This window comes from Corynebacterium nasorum, from assembly GCF_030229765.1.
GTDB lineage: Bacteria > Actinomycetota > Actinomycetes > Mycobacteriales > Mycobacteriaceae > Corynebacterium > Corynebacterium kefirresidentii.
The window spans coordinates 38,818-56,409 of record NZ_JASPGY010000009.1 but is presented as its reverse complement, the minus strand read 5'-3'; the positions used below and the strand labels follow the sequence as shown (position 1 = coordinate 56,409).

The window sequence follows — 17,592 nt, the reverse complement described above, 5'->3', positions numbered from 1 at the left end:
GCCCGCGCGCTGCGCTGACTACGGGTGGGCAATATGGAAGAAATCCAGCACCGTATCGGTGGTCCATTCTGCCTTGACTAGGCCGGAATGGTCCGTGGCCCCACCGTTCCACGTGTGCGTGCCGCCGTGGATGGTGTACTGCTCGGTGCGCGCATCACATACCCGCCAGGTAAAGTGCTCCACTGCTTCTTTCCGACGCCTCTTTGGAAACGGATTGCACCCATTTTCTTTCGCAATCCCGCGCAGCGATTGTTTGACCGAGTGGTAGTGCGCTCCGTGTTGGCGCCCACCGCCATATTTCATCAGCGCGTCCTTAGTGCCGTGGATATCCAGGTAATCGGTGGGCTCGCTGGCGCAGTCTTTTTCCACGCGGTCATATTTTGCCGCCGAGACCGTGGCCACCGCATCGAATAGGCCCGGCCGCTTGCACGTCACCGCGCGGGCGAATCCGCCGCCATTGGAAAAGCCCACGCCATAGGTGGTGTCCGTGGCGGGATAGTGGCGGCGGACGAAATCGATCGTGTCATCCACGTACTTGAGGTCATCTTCCAAACTGGTTACCGCATAGGGTGCCGGTGCCCACGCCTTGCCCGCGCCTTGAACAAAGACGGTAATGGCATCGCCCTGGGATAGGTCGGTGCCTTTAAACATATTTCCGGCGTCCATCTCATAGCCGTGCATGGCCACGACTACGGGCAAGCGGTGGTTCTTATCCGCATTAAACGGCACGTGGACTACAAAACTGCGATGATTTTGTAGGTTAATGATCTGGTAGCGGCCATTGGCCGTTGTGCCCTGGTCCGGCAGCGTGGTGATATAGCCATCGGCCGCGCCTTGCGATTCATTTGGCACGCTGCCCGGCTGCGGCGGTTCTTCCTCGCACCCCGCCATGAGTCCGGCGGCCGCGCATAACCCAGCGCACAGGGCCAGTGTATTCTTGCTTGCCTTAATCACGAGCGCGCAGCTTCACCGCCGTGCCGGTAGCCGTAACCATCAGCATGTCATTCGACGTTCCCATGGGCGAATAATCGAAGGTGATGCCCACCACACCATCGGCCCCGAGCTCCTGCCCGCGCCGCCACAATTCATCGAGTGCCGCCTCACGCGCCTTGATGGCCTCGCTTTCGTACCCGGCGGAGCGCCCACCGGTGATATTGCGGATGGATGCCCCGAAATCCTTCAGCATATTAATACCGATGACGGTTTCCCGGCGATAATGCGGATATAGTCCGTAATCTCATAACCATCAACGGTATTAGTAGTGGTAAAAATCATGGCCCCAGATTACATGGCTATAAGACCACGCACTCCCTCGAAAAGGATGATGACACCCAGCAAGAGGAAGACCACGCCGCTGACAATATCCACCCAGGCGGAGTTCTTAGCCATCCACTTTGAGACCGCGCGGGTACTCAAAGCCACGCCGACAAACAGCACGAGGCTTTCCAGAATCAATACGGCACCCACCATGAGATTGGCGCCGATGCCCATGCCGGGATCGATGAAATTGGCAAAGATGGCGCCAAAGAAGATGACCACCTTGGGGTTCGAAAGATCGCAGATAAATCCCATGCGATAGGCAGTGCCCGCCTTGATGATGCCGTCCGGTGTAAACCCGCGCGGCTGCGGGGCGCGGGTTTCGGTGCCCACGACGGTTGCGGGCGCGCGACGCTCCTTGATGCCACCGGTAATGGCGGTATAGGCCATCCACAGCAGGTAACAGCCACCGAGAACCTGCAGCACCACGAGGATCCCAGGGTGCGCAGAAATCAGCGCGGAGAGCCCTGCCAAGGAGGCCACGGTCCAAATGGTAAGGCCGGTGGTACTACCCAGCGCCGCCCATACGGCTGCGCGCGTAGAACGCGCACCTAAGCGAATGATTTGCACTACGTCTGGGCCCGGCGAGGCCATCGCCGCGAACCACACGCCCATCAGGGTCACGAGGGCGCTAATAGCCACCTAACACCTCCATACTCGCATGCCATTGGATCAACGCATGCCACTATAAGGACGCTCTCACCTGCAGCGAAACAGGTAAGTTCTGTGATTTAGGTAGCTCCTATATCAACTCTTTTATAGAAATCCGCCACCTGCACTAACCAAAGAGCTCGATGATGCCCTCCACGGCCATAACGAGTCCCAGCACCGCAAAGATAAGACCGGAAACGATATCGATGGCCGCGGAATGATGCGCAATCCAACGCGATGCCGCGCGCACAATGAGAGCAAAGGTAGAAAACCACGTCAAGGACATCGCCAAGAGGATTACCGCCACCGCAACGGTCCAAGTGGGCGACATATCGGGGCGAATAAACTGCGCGAAAACCGCGCCGAAGAACACGAGTGCTTTCGGATTGGACAGGTTCGTGACCACCCCGAGCTTATAGGCGCGCCACCCAGTCATGTCATTAATGCTGCCGGCTGCGATGGCCTGTTCGGTGTAATCCTCGGTGCCCGCCACCACGGTAGGTACGCGGCGGACTTAAAACCGGAACGAATCGAAGACACGCTCATATGGACAAAAGCCCGCCAATGAGTTGCAGCGCACCCAACACACTAGGCCGTGCAGTGATCACCGCGGAGCGCCAGCCAAGGATGCTGTCACCCAAAACTCTGTGCCGCTGCACACCCCAACGCACACATCAACCCGGCGCGGGTCGCCCGCGGGGTCACACGGATGACTTGAACCAATTCGAGTTCAAGTTCAACGTGTAGCTAGGCCCCGGGGTTACCCACGCAGAACTCGTTGCCTTCCGGGTCCTGCATGACGGTCCACACCAATCCCGGCGCTTCGTGGGTGGTGAGTTCGGTGGCGCCTAGGTCTTTGAGGCGTTCTATTAAAGTTTCGCGCTCCGCCCCGCCAACGTCGACGTGCATGCGGTTTTTCCCAGGTGTCGGCTCCTCAACGCGCTGAAATCCCAGCGCCGGGGTGGAATCAACCATCACGAAATCGCCGTAATCCGCGGCGATTTCGCAGGCGGTTGCGGCAGACCAAAACTTGGCGAGCTTTGAGGGATCGTGGCAGTCGAAGGTGATCTGGCGGATCGTGAAGTTGGGATCGCTCATGGTTTCCATGATGGGCGCGCGTCAGCGCGCCTGCAACAATGCGGGGTGTTTCTGGTGGGGGTATCAGACCAGTTCTCTCCGGCCATGTCAGCCCCATACGTCATAACGGAGGCATGACCGAGCTGGACCCCGAGTGGGCGATCAATGAGATAGACGCGTTCCTGCAAGTCACAGCGAAGGTAGTCCCCGACATGGGCCCGGGCATCGCCTACCTTGGAACCGTTATGAGTGGATCGCCGACTGAGGCTGCGGCACGCGCCCATGTCGTTGAAATGATCCTTGACCGAGTGCTTCCCGGGTGGAAACAAGGACTCCCAGTCCAGGACAAGGAGTATAGCTGGCTGAGGGGTCAAGCGGCCCGGGCCAAGACAGCGCTTGAACGTCGGTCTGAACTCGCTGAAAAGCTCGGAGAGAATACGCCAGACTTAGATGCAGCCAATCTGCATCCGTGGGCGTGGGAAAATGGCAAGGGTTACTGGAATCACGGACACTACCATCAAGCCGTGATGCAGGCTGCCATCCGCGTCAATGCAGAGACCCAAGCGAAACTGAACCGCCTAGACGTATCTGAAACAGCACTTTTCAACGAGGCGTTTTCACTCCATGATCCGAAGCGTAATGCGCCGCGCCTTCGGCTTATGGAAAATGATGGCAGTAAGACGTTTGAGAACCTGCATCGGGGCGCCCGCGCCTTTGCAGAGGGCTTGTACGCGGCTATCCGCAATCCCGGGATGCATGTTCCACACGACGGTGGTGAGGAGCAAGTCGCGTTGGAGCAGCTCGCGGCTTTCAGTCTATTGGCTCGCTGGGTTGATAAGGCTACCGTCCTGGAGGGGTGACAACATCGGTTTACGGGATAGCAGTTCGCTTGAGCGAAGGATGTGGGGAGCACGAACGCCTGTAATGGAGGTGCCGGGTGCTCAGTCAGCAAGGCCGTCCAGGACCATCGCCGTAGTTTTGTGCAAGGTTAACGCCAGCGACTGGGCTGGGTCCAAGAATGAATCTCGCACACGTTAAGCTGCGCCGACACTCTGTGGAGTTCAAATTAAACGTGTAACGCGGGGCGTTGATGGCGCTTCGCGTTATTGGGGGGGTAGGTTGAAGCGCGGTCTGTTCGTTCGCCGACGCGGCCGCCGCCAGATGCTCGGCGGCGATTCCGGCCCGAACCTCGGGGACATCCCCCCATCTTCGATAGCTTTAGTGAGCACGACCACGACCATCTGATCTGGTGCGCTGGTTTTCGTTCGGCTCTCGGTCTATTCCGCCACCTCATGCGCGGCCGCGAAACCGCGGTGAAGAATCTGCATCTAGTCGGTTACGGCAACTGGAACGGCGAGGGCTCGGCAATGCTGATGAGGGTGGGGTCCTTTATCAAACACACTGCCCAGGTAGTCACGGGCTGTGTCGATGAGACTCGGCAGCACTCCGAATGGATGTCCGCGGTATCAAGGCCGCTGAACTATTCAAGTTGCGGGACGAAAAGAGTCTCGCAGTGACGCTTGGTCCCTGAGCAAGTTCGATCCTTCCACGATCTGCGCTGGAGACGCCGAGCGCTCGGGGGCCCTTGACCGGCTGGGGCACGTGCCGGGTGGTGGCTCGCCCACAGCCCCCATGCCCACACGCACCGAGAAGGGACAGGTCACCGAGTACGATCCCGATTCCACGGAGACGGACCGTGAACTCGAATGACGTGCCTGGCCCAAGGTGTGTCCGCTCGGCGTGTGGTTTAACCCTTATGAGACTTGCCGGTCACAGCCTCAGCGCTTCGCTTGCGCAGCCCGCAGGCCGTTCAAGATCACGATCACTTCGGCGACCTCGTGAACCAGCACGACGGCAGCCAGGCCCAGCACGCCGCTGATCGCCAGTGGCATCAACACGATGATGATGGCCAGAGACAGCACGATGTTCTGGTTGATGATCCTGCTTCCTCGGCGGGCGTGCTGCAGCGCCTTCGGGATTAGCCGGAGGTCGTGGCCGGTGAAGGCGACGTCAGCGGACTCGATCGCGGCGTCAGAGCCGGTCGCTCCCATCGCTATGCCCACCGTCGCGCCCGCCAGTGCCGGCGCGTCATTGATGCCGTCGCCGATCATCGCCGTCGGCGTCTTGGAGGAGAAATCGGCGACGATGCTTGCCTTGTCCTCAGGGCGCAGCTCGGCGCGCACGTCGTCGATTCCGGCGATTCCAGCCAGCGCCCGGGCGGTGCGAGTATTGTCGCCGGTGAGCATGCTTACTTCCACGTCGTTGGCGTGCAGGGCCTGCACGGCTTCGGGCACCTCGGGCCGCAACTCGTCACGGACCCCGATCGCCCCGGCGAGAGCGTCATCGACGGTGACCAGGACGCAGGTCTGGCCCTCGGACTCCATGCGCTCAACGTCTGCTTTCAGTGGTCCGGCGTCGATCCATCGGGGGCTGCCCACCAGCACCCGTCGGCCTTCGACGGTGCCGCCGATGCCATGCCCAGCTTCCTCGCTGATGTCCGAGGCGGTGGGCGCTTCGGGCCCCGCTGCCGCGATCGCCGCAGCGAGGGGGTGTGTCGATTGCTGCTCAACTGCTGCCGCGAAGGAAAGCACCTGCGTCCGATCGAATCCGTCTGCCGGGACCACTCCGGTAACCTCAGGCTGGTTGCGGGTAAGGGTTCCGGTTTTGTCCACTGCCAGGTGACGGATACTGCCGAGTCGCTCGAACGCCGCGCCGGACTTGATGACCACTCCGAACTGGCTGGCCGCGCCGATCGCGGCCACGACCGTCAGCGGCACGGAGATTGCCAGCGCGCACGGCGACGCTGCGACCAGGACTACCAGCGCACGGGTGATCCACGTCTCAGGGTCGCCCAGCAGCGAGCCGATAACGCCGACCAGCACCGCCAGGATCATCACCCCGGGCACTAGGGGTTGGGCAATCCGGTCGGCGATCCGGGCGCGGTCGCCCTTTTCCGCCTGCGCTTGCTCGACTAGGTCCACGAGTGTGGTCAGCGAGTTGTCCGTCCCAGCTGCGGTCGTCTCGACCTCCAGCACCCCGGCGGAGTTGATCGCTCCCGCAGGCACTTCGTCGCCGGGCGCAACCTCCTCCGGAATGGATTCTCCGGTGATCGCTGAGGTGTCAAGGCTGGAGCGCCCGGATCGAATGATGCCGTCCGTGGCGATCCGCTCCCCGGGGCGCACGAGCATTAGCTCGCCAACCTCGAGGTCCTTCGCTGCGACCTCGGCCGCTGTGCCGTCGCGCAGCACCGTCGCGGTCTGCGGTACCAGCTTCAACAGTGCCCGCAGTCCGCCTTGAGCCCGGTCCATCGCCTTGTCTTCCAGTGCCTCGGCGATCGAGTACAGGAATGCTAGCGCCGCGGCCTCTCCGACGAATCCGAGGATCACCGCGCCGACCGCGCTGATCGTCATTAGCAAGCCAATGCCGAGCTTGCGCTTCGTGACAAGGTTCCGGATCGCTCCAGGCGCGAACGTGTAAGCGCCCAACAGCAGGCCAACCCAATACAGTACCGTCGCGGGCGTCTCCAAGTCGGACCAGTCCAGCGCCAGTCCTGTTATGAGGGCTACCCCGGAGAAGATCGGCAGCAGTAGCTCAGGGTCCTTCCACCATGGCCGATCGAGCTCGTCAATCTCCGTGACGGGTTCGTGTTCGCATCCACATGCTGAACTCATGCGTCCGTTCCTTTCTCGCCGCAGTCGGGCACCGAGCACTCAGTGTCGATGCAGGGGGCATTCTCGTCGACGGCCAGCGTCGCGTGGACCAGCGCTTCGAGCGCTGCCGCGAGGTGGGGATCGGCGATTTCGTAGCGGGTCTTGCGGCCCTCCGGCTCAGCGACGACAATGCCACAATCGCGCAGGCAGGACAGGTGGTTCGAGACGTTCGAGCGGGTCAGATCCAAGCTTTGCGCGAGCACGGCCGGGTAGCTCGGACCGTCTAGTAGGGTTAGCAGGATTCGGGAGCGCGTCGGATCAGCCATGGCCCGGCCGAGCCGGTTCATGACGTCGAGGCGCGAAGCAATAGTCAGCATGCGCTGAATTATACAGTATGCGATGAACTATTTAAAATGGGCTGAACTAACAGTCACGCGAAAGTCCTGCCACCTGCAAGAATTAGTCGATGGGATAGCCGATGACTGGTCCTTCGCGGTTCGGCTGCCAACCCAACGCGGGGGCGACGTGGGCGGCGAAGTTCTCCAGAATCTTCACGTGGATGTCCACACCCACCCCTGTGGGGATGGTGATGAACAGGGTGTCGGCGGACATGACGGCGGCGTAGGTGCGGCCAGCGACACCGACACCAGGTTCTCCATCAAGGGCTAGACACTCACGGACATTACGTACGGGTCAAACCACACGTAGCGAAGCTTTCTAATATCCAAATGACTATCTCTTTTCGCTAGTATCCGGGAATGATACTTCCTTGAAGTCGGCAGTGTTGTCTACCCCGCATACGAAGTACTGGAACTGCTGCTTGGAAACCACTTTGGTCTACGAAGCCATAGCCCTTCAAGCTACATCGCAGGAGAATTCCATTTCACGGTCGGTATAGGCCTTTTGCAGTTGGTTAATTCGAAATTCGTCCACCATCTCCTTAGCCACCCGCACGATTAACGCGGTGTTTCGCCATCTTCGCGCGACGAGAGCAGCTCCTTTAGGTGCTTATCTATGTCGTCGAGTTTTTTAATAACGGCCAAGGCAGCAATGACCATCGCGATAAGAATTAGCATCCACAGGCTCCTTTTCTCTGACGCTTCGATTCACTGGGGCAATCGCTTGCCAGGGTATTAAACCATGGCTCTTACCTAGACGTTAGGGAGACGGTGGGAACACGGGGACGTCGGCAAGCAAAAGCGCCGCGCCCCAAGGAAGGGAAACGCGGCGCTAGAGCAATCCGGTAGGAGGTTGCTTAGTGGTCAGCGCCCTGGATGGAGTGCTTGTGATCGCGGACTGCTTCGCCCTCAGCGTAGAGCGGCATATCGTGCTTAGCCTTGTACCACTCGGCGTAGTTTGGCTCCAGCGGGGTGCGGCCGGCGATGAGGTCGGCGGCCTTCTCGCCCACCATCATGGTTGGGGAGTAGATATTGCCGTTGGTCACGGATGGGAAGACGGAGGCATCCGCAATGTAGAGGCCCTCAACGCCCCATACACCCATGGTGTCCGGGTTAACCACGGCCATAGGATCGGACTCCGCGCCCATCTTGGCGGTACAGGATGGGTGCAGCGCGGTCTCGCCATCGTTGCGGACCCACTCCAGGATTTCCTCGTCGGTCTGGACATCCGGGCCCGGGCTGAACTCGCGGGCACCTACCTCTTCCATGGCCTTGGTATCCAGCAGGGAGCGGGCAACGCGTACGGCCTCCACCCACTCGCGGCGGTCCTGGTCGGTCTTCAGGTAGTTGAAGAGGATGGACGGCTTGTCGTGGATATCGGCGCTCTTGATATGAACGTGGCCCTTGGTGTCGGAGAACATCGGGCCGACGTGCCACTGGAAGCCGTGCTTGACGTCCGCCTTCTGGCCGTCATAACGCACAGCCATCGGCAGGAAGTGGAACATGAGGTTCGGGTAGTCCTCGTTCTCATTGGAGCGCACAAAGCCGCCGCCCTCAAAGTGGGAGGTAGCAACCGGGCCCTTGTGGGTCAGCAGCCACTGCAGACCCATGAACGGCCAGCGCCACTTATCCAGGTAAGGCTGGGAGGACGCGGTGGACTTGGTGGTCTCATACTGGATGTAGACCTCGAGGTGGTCCTGCAGGTTCTCGCCCACACCTGGCAGGTGCTTGACGACGTCGATGCCGTGCTTCTCCAGAATCTCGCGGTCACCAATGCCGGAGATCTCCAACAGCTGCGGGGTGTTAATGGCACCGGCGGACAGCACGATCTTCTCGGCATAGACGCGGTGAACGCCGCCCTGCCACTCGTACTCGACGCCGACGGCCTTCTGGCCCTCGAAGAGGATCTTGGTGGTGAAAGCACGGGTGCGGATCTCGAGGTTCTCGCGATCCATATTGGGGTAGAGGTAGGCGCGGGCAGCGGACCAACGCTTGCCGTTCTTAATATTGCGATCGAACGGAGCGAAGCCTTCCTGGCGGTAACCATTGACGTCATTGGTCAGGTTGTAGCCGGCTTCCTGCACAGACTTGAACAGGGCCTGGAAGAGCTCGGAGGTAGCCGGACCGCGGGAGAGGTACAGCGGACCATCGTGGCCACGGCGCGGGTCATTCGGCTCAGCCGCAGCGGCTGTTTCCATGCGGTTGAAGTACGGCAGGCAGTGGGCGAAGTCCCAGTTCTCCATGCCCGGGTTCTGGCCCCACTTCTCGTAGTCCATCGGGTTACCGCGCTGGTAGATCATGCCGTTGATGGAGGAAGATCCGCCAAGGACCTTGCCGCGAGCATGGTAGACACGGCGGCCGTTCATCTCTGGCTCCGGATCGGACTCATACATCCAGTCATAGTTCTTTGCGCCGATTGGGAAAGAGAAGCCGGATGGCATGTGGATGAACAGATCCCACAGGGAATCTGGGCGGCCAGCCTCAAGGACCAGCACGCGGGTGTTCTTGTCTTCGGTCAGGCGTGCGGCGATGACGGAGCCTGCGGAGCCACCGCCAACGACGACTACGTCGCTTACTTCATCGGTGACCTTTTTAGCGGAACGCTTCTTGGTCAGCTTGTCCATAAAACCCATAAATCCCCTTCTTTCTGTGAAATATTTCACACGTCAAGATTGCCCACCGGAAGTGAAAATATTGTAATTTATACAAAAGTCTGTAATTATTCACATCGCCTTATGTGCGGGCACCGCCTCCAGAGTACACATCCCGCTAGAAGTTTGCCCATCTTAATGTATATTTACCTTGTCCGGATGGATTTCTCTGGAGATGAAATCCGCAGTCTTTGCGCATAGTTCGCCCGAATATGATTCATTTCACTCACCTATCTCTCCCTGCGATCTTGTGAGCATTTTGGGGCACTCGTGCGAAAGATTCGGCCCAAAACAACCAGCAATAGGAGAAGTAGATGGCTAACTTTGATCCTCACAATCCTGAGGAGTCTCTCACTTCACATAAAGACCCCCAAGAAGGGGGTAAAAACACCTCTCTCGCAACCCCCTCTGGAGAGCCCAAGAAGCGCAGCCCGCGCTACCAAGTCCGCGCCCTCGTCGGCAGCTACAAGGCCGAAACCGGCGATGCCGTAGGCGCGGATCAGGTCCCTGCTCCCAAGACAAACTGGCCGGTATTTATCATCTCTGGCGTCCTCATTATTGCCATGGCGCTCTATGCCGGGCTCGGCCGCGATTCCGCGGCAGAAACCCTCGCCAGTGTGACCGGCTGGATCGGCCACAACCTTGGCTGGTTCTACGTTCTCACCGCCACCATCGCCGTGGTCTTCGTGCTCTATATTGCCTTTTCCAATGCCGGCAATATCCGCCTAGGACCGGACCACTCGCGGCCGAAATTTAATACCTTCTCCTGGGCGTCCATGCTCTTTGCCGCTGGCATCGGCGTGGACCTCATGTTCTTCGCCGTGGCCGAGCCGGTCACCATGTACATGCAGCCACCGGTCGGTGACGGCGAAACCATGGAGGCCGCCAAGGAAGCCGTGGTCTATGCCATGTTCCACTATGGCCTCACCGGCTGGGCGCTTTATGCACTTATGGGCATGGCCTTTGGCTACTTTGCCTACCGCCTGAACATGCCGCTGGCTATCCGCTCCGCGCTCTACCCGCTCATCGGCAAGCGCGTTCACGGCCCTATCGGCTCCGCGGTGGACATCGCGGCGATGCTGGGCACCGTCTTCGGTGTGACCGCCTCCCTGGGCATCGGCGTGGTGCAGCTGTCCTATGGCTTCCACCTCATCTTCGGCATCGAGCAGGGCCTTGGCCTGCAGTCCGCCCTCATCATTATTGCGGTGGCCATTGCCACGCTGTCGGCCGTATCCGGCGTCGATAAGGGCATTCGCTTCCTCTCCGAGCTGAACGTCTATTTGGCCATCGCGCTGATGGTCTACGTCGTGGTCTTTGGCAAGACCGCCTACCTCTTCGATGCCATCGTGACCAATATCGGTGACTACGTCGCAAAATTCCCATCTTGGACCATGGAGACCTTCGCCTTTGCCGAAGACCAAGCCAACGTAGATACCTGGATGCAGTCCTGGACCCTCTTCTTCTGGGCATGGTGGATCGCCTGGGCGACCTTCGTCGGCCTCTTCCTGGCCCGCATCTCCCGCGGCCGCACCCTGCGCCAGTTCATCTTCGGCACCCTGACCTTCCCATTCCTGTTCATCCTGATGTGGATGTCCTTCTTTGGTAACACTGCCTTGGACATGGTCCGCTCCGGTGACTACCCCGAATTCGCCGAGAACGCTATTAACGTGCCAGAGCAAGGCTTCTACGACATGCTGCACGAGTTCCCAGGCTCTGGCATCGTCATCTTCTTGACCACCTTTATTGGCCTACTGCTCTATATCACCTCGGCCGACTCCGGCGCGCTGGTGATGTCCAACTTCACCTCTCGCATCACCGATAACCGCCAGGATGGCGCACGCTGGCTGCGCATCTTCTGGTCCGTGACCGTAGGCGCGCTGACCCTGGCACTGCTTCAGATCGATGGCATCGCCACCGTGCAGTCCGCCACCGTCGTAATGGGCCTGCCCTTCGCCTTCGTGGTCTACCTCATCATGTTCTCCCTGTGGAAGTCCCTGCGCCTAGAAAACGTGCAACGCGAGGCCCGCACCACCGCTATGCATGGTGTGATTTCCTCCCGTACTGAGCGCGATCCTTCGGATTCCAACCTGTGGAAGAACCGCCTCGACCGCGCCAATACCTTCCCCTCCAAGCAGGAGATGGATACCTACCTGCGCGATACCGCCACCTACGCCTTGGAGCAGGTTGCTACTCACATGCGTACCCGCGGCTACGACGCCATCTTGCTCACCAGCGAGCTTCCCGACGTCGAATTGCCCCAGCTCGACCTAGAAGTAAAGCTGCACAATGAGCGCATGTTCCGCTACCAGCTCTTCCCAGTCGCGGCCGAGCGCCCCGATTTCAGCGCGGGCGAGGGCGACGAGTACTACCGCCTCGAGGTCTACGATATGACCGGTTCGCTGGGCTATGACGTCTACGGCTATTCCGAGAACCAAATCATCAATAACGTGCTGGATCTTTATGAGCGCCACTTGGCCTTCCTTTACATGCAGCAGACCCAGCCGGGTGACTCCGACGTCTCCGATGGCGCCGAGCCCGAGCGCACCTGGCGCGAAGATAGCTAAGCTGGCCACTACAACTACCTCTATGAGAGAAAGGTTGCTTTTCACTTGAGCACCCAGAACACTTTGTTCGACCCCACCCAGACCGAGCTGCTGAAGGGCGTGCATGCCGATGGCGCCCCGAAGTCCCTGTTCATCAACGGTAAGTGGGAAGCCGCCCAGAGCGGCGAAACCCGCACCATCATCTGCCCGGCCGATGGTTCCACCGTCGGTCTAGTCTCCGAGGCATCCGACGAGGACACCGAGCGCGCCATCAAGGTTGCCCGTGAAACCTTCGATAACGGCGAGTGGGCCAATACCCCGTCCGCCGAGCGCGGCAAGCTCGTTATCCGCGTTGCCGATTTCATCCGTGAACACAAGGAGCTTTTCGCTCAGGCCGAGTCCGCTGATACCGGCAAGCGCTATGAGGAGTCTTTGGGCGATATGGATGATATCGCCAACGCCTTCGAGTACTTCGGCACCCTGGCCCAGCACCAGGCCGGTCGCGTAGTCGACCCGCAGGATCCCAACCTGCGCTCCCGCATCGATGCCGAGCCCGTCGGCGTCTGCGGCCTGATTACTCCGTGGAACTACCCGCTGCTGCAGGTCTCCTGGAAGGTCGGCCCGGCCCTGGCCGCCGGCAATACCTTCGTCCTCAAACAGGCGGAGCTCACCCCACACACCGCGATGCTGCTCATGGCCGCCCTCAAGGAGTGCGGCCTGCCGGACGGCGTAGGCAACCTCATCACCGGCGCTGGCGCTAACTGCGGCAACCCGCTCTCCCAGCACCCAGATGTAGACATGGTCTCCTTTACCGGTGGCCTGGTCACCGGCAAGATCATCGCCAAGAATGCGGCGGAGACCGTCAAGCGCACTGCGCTCGAGCTCGGCGGCAAGAACCCGAACGTCATCTTCGCCGATGCCGACTTCGACGTTGCCGTGGACAACGCCCTCAATGGCGCCTTCTTCCACTCCGGCCAGGTCTGCTCCGCAGGCTCCCGCATCGTCGTGGAAGAGTCCCTGCACGATAAGTTCGTCGACGCCCTGGTGGAGCGCGCCAATAAGATCAAGATCGGCGGCCCGACCGATGACAAGGCAGAGACCGGCCCGCTCATCTCCGCCGAGCACCGCGAGAAGGTCGCCGCCTACGTGGACAAGGCCCACGAACAGGGAGCCAAGATCCTCACCGGCGGCCGCGCCGCTACCAGCGAGGACTCCAATGGCCAGCACGGCACCGGCACCACCGACCTAGGCGCTGGTGTGTACTACCTGCCGACCATCATTGATGGAGCTACCCGCGAGATGGACTGTGTCCATGACGAGGCCTTCGGCCCTACCGTGACCATCGAGACCTTCACCACTGAGGAGGAGGCCATCGAGATCGCCAACGACACCGAGTACGGCCTGGCAGGCGCCGTCTACACTTCCGACGCCGGCCGCGCCGAGCGCGTCGCCCGCGCCCTTCGCCACGGCACCATCTGGATCAACGACTTCCACCCCTACCTGCCGCAGGCAGAGTGGGGCGGCTTCAAGCAGTCCGGCAACGGCCGCGAGCTTGGCCCCACCGGCTTGGCCGAGTACCAGGAACACAAGCACGTGTACCAGAACCTCTCCCCTGCCGCGTGGGATCAGTTTGGCCTGCAGTAACTAAACCGGCCACATAGCATTCAGCCCCCGCGCTCTTCGTGAGCAGCGGGGGCTGGATTTTTAAATGAGGCCAACATGCGGCCACGTTATCGTTCTCGTTCGCCTATTGCGGGGCCAGAACGTGGCCGCTGTGCGAACTGATTATGCGGAAACGGCATCTTCCAGCTCGGCCAGCAAGGAATTGGTGCGTTCCACCTTGGCATCTACAGGGCGGAATTCGCCTTCGATCCAGTCAGTAAAGAAACCGAAGTCGAGCTGATTGCGCAGCTGCGGCATGGAGAAGTTGACCACGACGGTGCGCCATGCTTCCACGCCGCGGATTGCGCCCGCTGGACCGTAACCGGCGAACGCAACCGGCTTACCGGTCCACTCCCCAGCCAAGCAGTCGAAGGCATTCTTGAATGGACCCGGCACGGAGCGGTTGTACTCCGGGGTAACAAATACGAAACCATCGCAGGCATCCACTGCATCAGACCACGCCTGCACCTTTTCATCCGCATACTGCTTATTGGCGGTGGCAGGAATGACGTCAGTGGTCAGCAGTGGAACATCAAACTCCTTGAGGTCCAGCAGGGTATACTCCACCCCATCCTGGCGCCCCTGGGCAAGATCATAAATCCACTCACCTACTACCTTGCCGGCCGAGTTATCGCGGGTAGTGCCGATGATGATGCCGATACGAGACATAAGAGAACCTTCTTTCCTTCAAGCTTTATGTAACATCCCTAGCTTACCGCCCGTGCAGATACTTGTCTGATAGTGATGTTGATACGTCCTTCACTCAGCCCGCACCCCTGCGGCAACGTTCCATCATTAACGCGCACCACGCCGTGGTAGGCAAAGCGCTTTGGCCCACCAAAGACCACCAAATCCCCAGAACACAGCGTGATATCATCCCACGGCCGCGTGCGCGATTCGGTATGGCCCATGCGGAAAAGCGCCTCATCCCCAATGGATAGCGAAATCACCGGGGCGGGTGACTCCTCCGAATCATCCACGTGCATGCCCATGGCCGAGCCCGGCGGATAGTAATTAACTAGCGCCATTTCCGGCACGAAGTTCTCCACCCACGGCTCTAGCTCAGGTGCTACCTCAGCCGCAGCGCGCAGCGCCCCCGGAGCAATCCGCCGCAGGCTCTCCGGCACCGGCGGAACCCGCGTGCCGTCCATATTGTCCACATACCGATAGCTGGGATAATGCCAATACCTGCCCAAATGCAGCTGAAAAACGCTCATTTGCCCGCCGGATTTCAACCGCGGCCGCACCATCGCCATCGGCGTAGCCGCATACTCGCGCGCAATGCCGCGCATCTCTTCTACCAAAGCCTTCTGCTTATCGACGCCCACCCATCCCGGCACATGCCCCACCCCCGGAGCCACACGCACACTCGGCCGCGGCAGCGAATCAAAAAGCATGACCTCACCCTAATCCCAGCACCCCAATAAATCGATCCAGAAATTTCCTTCAACAAGGGTAAGAATCGTTTCAAGACAAATCGGCCCCAACCCTGGACACTTCAAATAACGTGGGAATTTGTTGCCCTCCGCCGCTTTCCTTAAGCTTCAATGCTGGACGAAAAAGATGCGGATATCGCCTTGAAGATGAAGTTTGATTCCTTTTACCAATTTGTGGCGGCCTTTAATTTAGAAGGCAGCATAAATGAAACAAGTGATAATGCGAATTATGAATCGGGAATAGCCAAGTTGGGAGCTAAAACCTGGCATGTTCGCACAGCACGCACCACGCCTTCTAAGCCGGGAGCCTTCGTAGCATTCTGGCAACGCGACCATGAAGGGGAATCCGTGCCTTTTGAAGATTCTTCCTGCGGCGACGGTCTCCTAGTCTTTGTGATTCAAGGAGATCACCGAGGTGTGTTTCAATTTAGCAATCAAGATTTACAACGTCTCGGTATTACCTCCGGAGCAACCCCAGGAAAGAGAGGATTTAGAGTATATCCGCCATGGAGTGAGGGGCTGAACTCCAACGCTTTAAAGACTCAAAAGCAGCAACAGGCATCGTTTACAGAATTTTGATTTGTGTGTACACAAGCAAATCGATCACAATCTGCACACCCAGTACGCAGAAGGGTGGTAAACGCTCAACTTACGCACTAACGCGGTTTTCGGCGGATCCACCCACCTATTAAAGCGCAAAGAAAGAGGACTGCTTCTGTCATTGCTGCGGCACATTGCTTATTCCGACTGCCGTCCTGCATTCTCTGCCCACACGCGCGCTCCCACAAAAGCGGTAGTCATAGCATTCATGAGGACGTCTGTTAAGCCCAGCAATTTTTTATGCATCCCAGAAACCCCGATGTTCCCGATCTCTGTCTTCACCTAGATGAAGCGCGTCGGCAATCATTACCCTTAAAGAGTGATTACGAACGAACTTCGAAATTTGCTAGCCAAAGCAACTACTCACGCACGGCGCTTTCAGGACGGAGGAAATCACACTGTAGCCGCAGCACTCCTCACCAAATCAGGCAAACACGTACTCGGTTTGAACGCGCACCACTTCCTCGGTGGTCCTTGCGGGGAAGTCTCGGCTTTAGCTAACCATGCTGCTAGTTATCCAGAGGACCCAATCCAAGCAGTAGTCGCCGTATACGGACCTACTGGTCAAGTTATTCCTCCCTGCGGTAAATGCCGCCAGGTGCTTTTTGATGTTGATCCGTCCATTCGGTGCATCGTGCGCGGAAGCAATGGACTTGAAGCACCTACCGTAGAAGAACTCTTGCCATTCGCATTCAACTGGCGAGATATAGAACAAGAGCAGCGCATCTACATGTGGGAAGGCTACGAGGAATCAATTCGTAGCGGAGAAAAGCAACAGACAATTCGGGTAGATGATCCTTTCCATGAAGGAAATGCCCAAATAGTCTTCGAGAAAGAATCCGGAGAGGTCGTCACCATTCCTGCACAGGTCACGGCCGTTTCCTCTATCCAGCGAAGTAAATTGTCGGAAAAGCAAGCTCGAAATGACGGCTTTGGCTCTCTCACCGAGCTTCAGGAAGCGCTAGATGCTCACTATCCCGGATTAGCTGCCGATGATGAAGTAGACGTCGTCGAGTTCAAACTGCGATAATCCATTCAGACCGAAAGGTGGAATAGCCCTCCTCCCCACGTGCAGAATTCACCTCATCGATAACGTCATTCTTGCGGGGTGAAGATTGCGGGAGCTACCGCTGGGGGTCTTCTATTTCCCTTATCCAGAAGTTCATCATCTCAACGATAGGATCCGAGGAGGAAAACACTTCGCTCGCTATTTCCCTAGGAGACCAAGTATCCGGAAGGTCTTGAAATCCTGCGCCGAGCTTTCCAAGTGTCACTGCTGAGGAGTTTTTGACTGCGCTAAGGATGGTAACGACATCGTCATACGTAGCATAAAACGAGTTTTTCCCATTCGCCCCAGTTGCATCAGCAATACAGATCCAGTCATTGAGTTCCGCCATATCGCTCAAAATATTATCGACGATTTTTCTTGAATCTGTTTCCATATGCTCACTCATTGTGCTTGGCCTTCTACTTACGCTCAACCTTAACTCTGAGAATTAGCAACCGCTTTGCCAATGTCGTCTACAAATTTTATCGAGCCAACAAAAGCGGCCTGTGAGTTTGTGATTTACCGGAACCTAAGTGATTTCCGCAGATACTTATTAAGC

General features: G+C 58.7%; 17 protein-coding genes and 1 pseudogene. 5 read left to right on the top strand and 13 right to left on the bottom strand.

The window, feature by feature from the left end:
- Positions 1–18: 18 nt before the first annotated feature.
- The 5 genes and pseudogenes from QP904_RS10050 to QP904_RS10030 all read right to left on the bottom strand — a co-directional run bounded on the left by QP904_RS10050 (position 19) and on the right by QP904_RS10030 (position 3,066).
- Entirely contained in the window at positions 19–954 is a 936-nt protein-coding gene (locus QP904_RS10050; RefSeq protein WP_284836003.1) for a CE1 family esterase, read from the bottom strand.
- Positions 947–1,275 (bottom strand): annotated as a pseudogene (locus QP904_RS10045) (YbjQ family protein). The gene QP904_RS10050 and the pseudogene QP904_RS10045 overlap by 8 nt, the downstream one beginning before the upstream one ends.
- 9 nt (positions 1,276–1,284) lie before the next feature.
- Entirely contained in the window at positions 1,285–1,959 is a 675-nt protein-coding gene (locus QP904_RS10040; protein WP_023020320.1) for a LysE family translocator, read from the bottom strand.
- A 136-nt stretch (positions 1,960–2,095) separates the two neighbouring features.
- On the bottom strand, positions 2,096–2,404 hold the full coding sequence (locus QP904_RS10035; protein WP_284836002.1) for a LysE family translocator: 309 nt from the start codon (positions 2,402–2,404) through the stop codon (positions 2,096–2,098).
- 311 nt (positions 2,405–2,715) lie between these two features.
- A complete protein-coding gene (locus QP904_RS10030) occupies positions 2,716–3,066 on the bottom strand; it encodes a VOC family protein (protein ID WP_316986310.1) in 351 nt (116 codons plus the stop codon).
- A gap of 113 nt (positions 3,067–3,179) precedes the next feature.
- Between QP904_RS10030 and QP904_RS10025 the strand changes: the two genes are divergently transcribed.
- A complete protein-coding gene (locus QP904_RS10025) occupies positions 3,180–3,905 on the top strand; it encodes a TIGR02391 family protein (protein ID WP_284798794.1) in 726 nt (241 codons plus the stop codon).
- A gap of 918 nt (positions 3,906–4,823) precedes the next feature.
- Here the strand turns inward: QP904_RS10025 and QP904_RS10020 are convergent.
- From QP904_RS10020 to betA, 5 genes are all read right to left on the bottom strand, one after another.
- Positions 4,824–6,716 carry a heavy metal translocating P-type ATPase gene (locus QP904_RS10020; RefSeq protein ID WP_200288406.1) on the bottom strand — a complete coding sequence of 631 codons (1,893 nt, stop codon included), beginning with the start codon at positions 6,714–6,716 and terminating at the stop codon, positions 4,824–4,826.
- Entirely contained in the window at positions 6,713–7,072 is a 360-nt protein-coding gene (cmtR, locus tag QP904_RS10015; protein ID WP_150851294.1) for a Cd(II)/Pb(II)-sensing metalloregulatory transcriptional regulator CmtR, read from the bottom strand. The genes QP904_RS10020 and cmtR overlap by 4 nt, the downstream gene beginning before the upstream one ends.
- An 82-nt stretch (positions 7,073–7,154) precedes the next feature.
- On the bottom strand, positions 7,155–7,307 hold the full coding sequence (locus QP904_RS10010; RefSeq protein WP_200288407.1) for an alkane 1-monooxygenase: 153 nt from the start codon (positions 7,305–7,307) through the stop codon (positions 7,155–7,157).
- Between the two features lie 344 nt (positions 7,308–7,651).
- On the bottom strand, positions 7,652–7,771 hold the full coding sequence (locus QP904_RS10005; protein ID WP_200288408.1) for a chemotaxis protein: 120 nt from the start codon (positions 7,769–7,771) through the stop codon (positions 7,652–7,654).
- Positions 7,772–7,950: 179 nt separating this feature from the next.
- On the bottom strand, positions 7,951–9,726 hold the full coding sequence (gene betA, locus QP904_RS10000; RefSeq protein ID WP_259824800.1) for a choline dehydrogenase: 1,776 nt from the start codon (positions 9,724–9,726) through the stop codon (positions 7,951–7,953).
- 332 nt (positions 9,727–10,058) lie between these two features.
- Here betA and QP904_RS09995 point away from each other — a divergent pair, with 332 nt between their 5' ends.
- Positions 10,059–12,308 (top strand): choline BCCT transporter BetT, encoded by a 2,250-nt coding sequence (locus tag QP904_RS09995; RefSeq protein WP_284798796.1) that lies wholly within the window; start codon positions 10,059–10,061, stop codon positions 12,306–12,308.
- Positions 12,309–12,353: 45 nt separating this feature from the next.
- Positions 12,354–13,931 carry an aldehyde dehydrogenase family protein gene (locus tag QP904_RS09990; RefSeq protein ID WP_200288411.1) on the top strand — a complete coding sequence of 526 codons (1,578 nt, stop codon included), beginning with the start codon at positions 12,354–12,356 and terminating at the stop codon, positions 13,929–13,931.
- A 141-nt stretch (positions 13,932–14,072) separates the two neighbouring features.
- Here the strand turns inward: QP904_RS09990 and QP904_RS09985 are convergent, their stop codons facing one another.
- On the bottom strand, positions 14,073–14,618 hold the full coding sequence (locus QP904_RS09985; protein WP_200288412.1) for an NADPH-dependent FMN reductase: 546 nt from the start codon (positions 14,616–14,618) through the stop codon (positions 14,073–14,075).
- Positions 14,619–14,656: 38 nt separating this feature from the next.
- Positions 14,657–15,346: an alpha-ketoglutarate-dependent dioxygenase AlkB family protein gene (locus QP904_RS09980; RefSeq protein ID WP_200288413.1), complete on the bottom strand. Its 690-nt coding sequence runs from the start codon at positions 15,344–15,346 to the stop codon at positions 14,657–14,659.
- A 150-nt stretch (positions 15,347–15,496) separates the two neighbouring features.
- On the opposite strand from QP904_RS09980, the gene QP904_RS09975 reads away from it, so the two are divergent.
- Together QP904_RS09975 and QP904_RS09970 are read left to right on the top strand one after the other, a co-directional pair.
- Entirely contained in the window at positions 15,497–15,964 is a 468-nt protein-coding gene (locus QP904_RS09975) for a MepB family protein (RefSeq protein WP_284836000.1), read from the top strand.
- Positions 15,965–16,304: 340 nt separating this feature from the next.
- Entirely contained in the window at positions 16,305–17,015 is a 711-nt protein-coding gene (locus QP904_RS09970) for an ASCH domain-containing protein (protein ID WP_284835999.1), read from the top strand.
- 94 nt (positions 17,016–17,109) lie between these two features.
- Here QP904_RS09970 and QP904_RS09965 read toward each other — a convergent pair whose 3' ends face one another.
- Entirely contained in the window at positions 17,110–17,439 is a 330-nt protein-coding gene (locus QP904_RS09965) for a hypothetical protein (RefSeq protein ID WP_234288138.1), read from the bottom strand.
- Between the last annotated feature and the right edge of the window lie 153 nt (positions 17,440–17,592).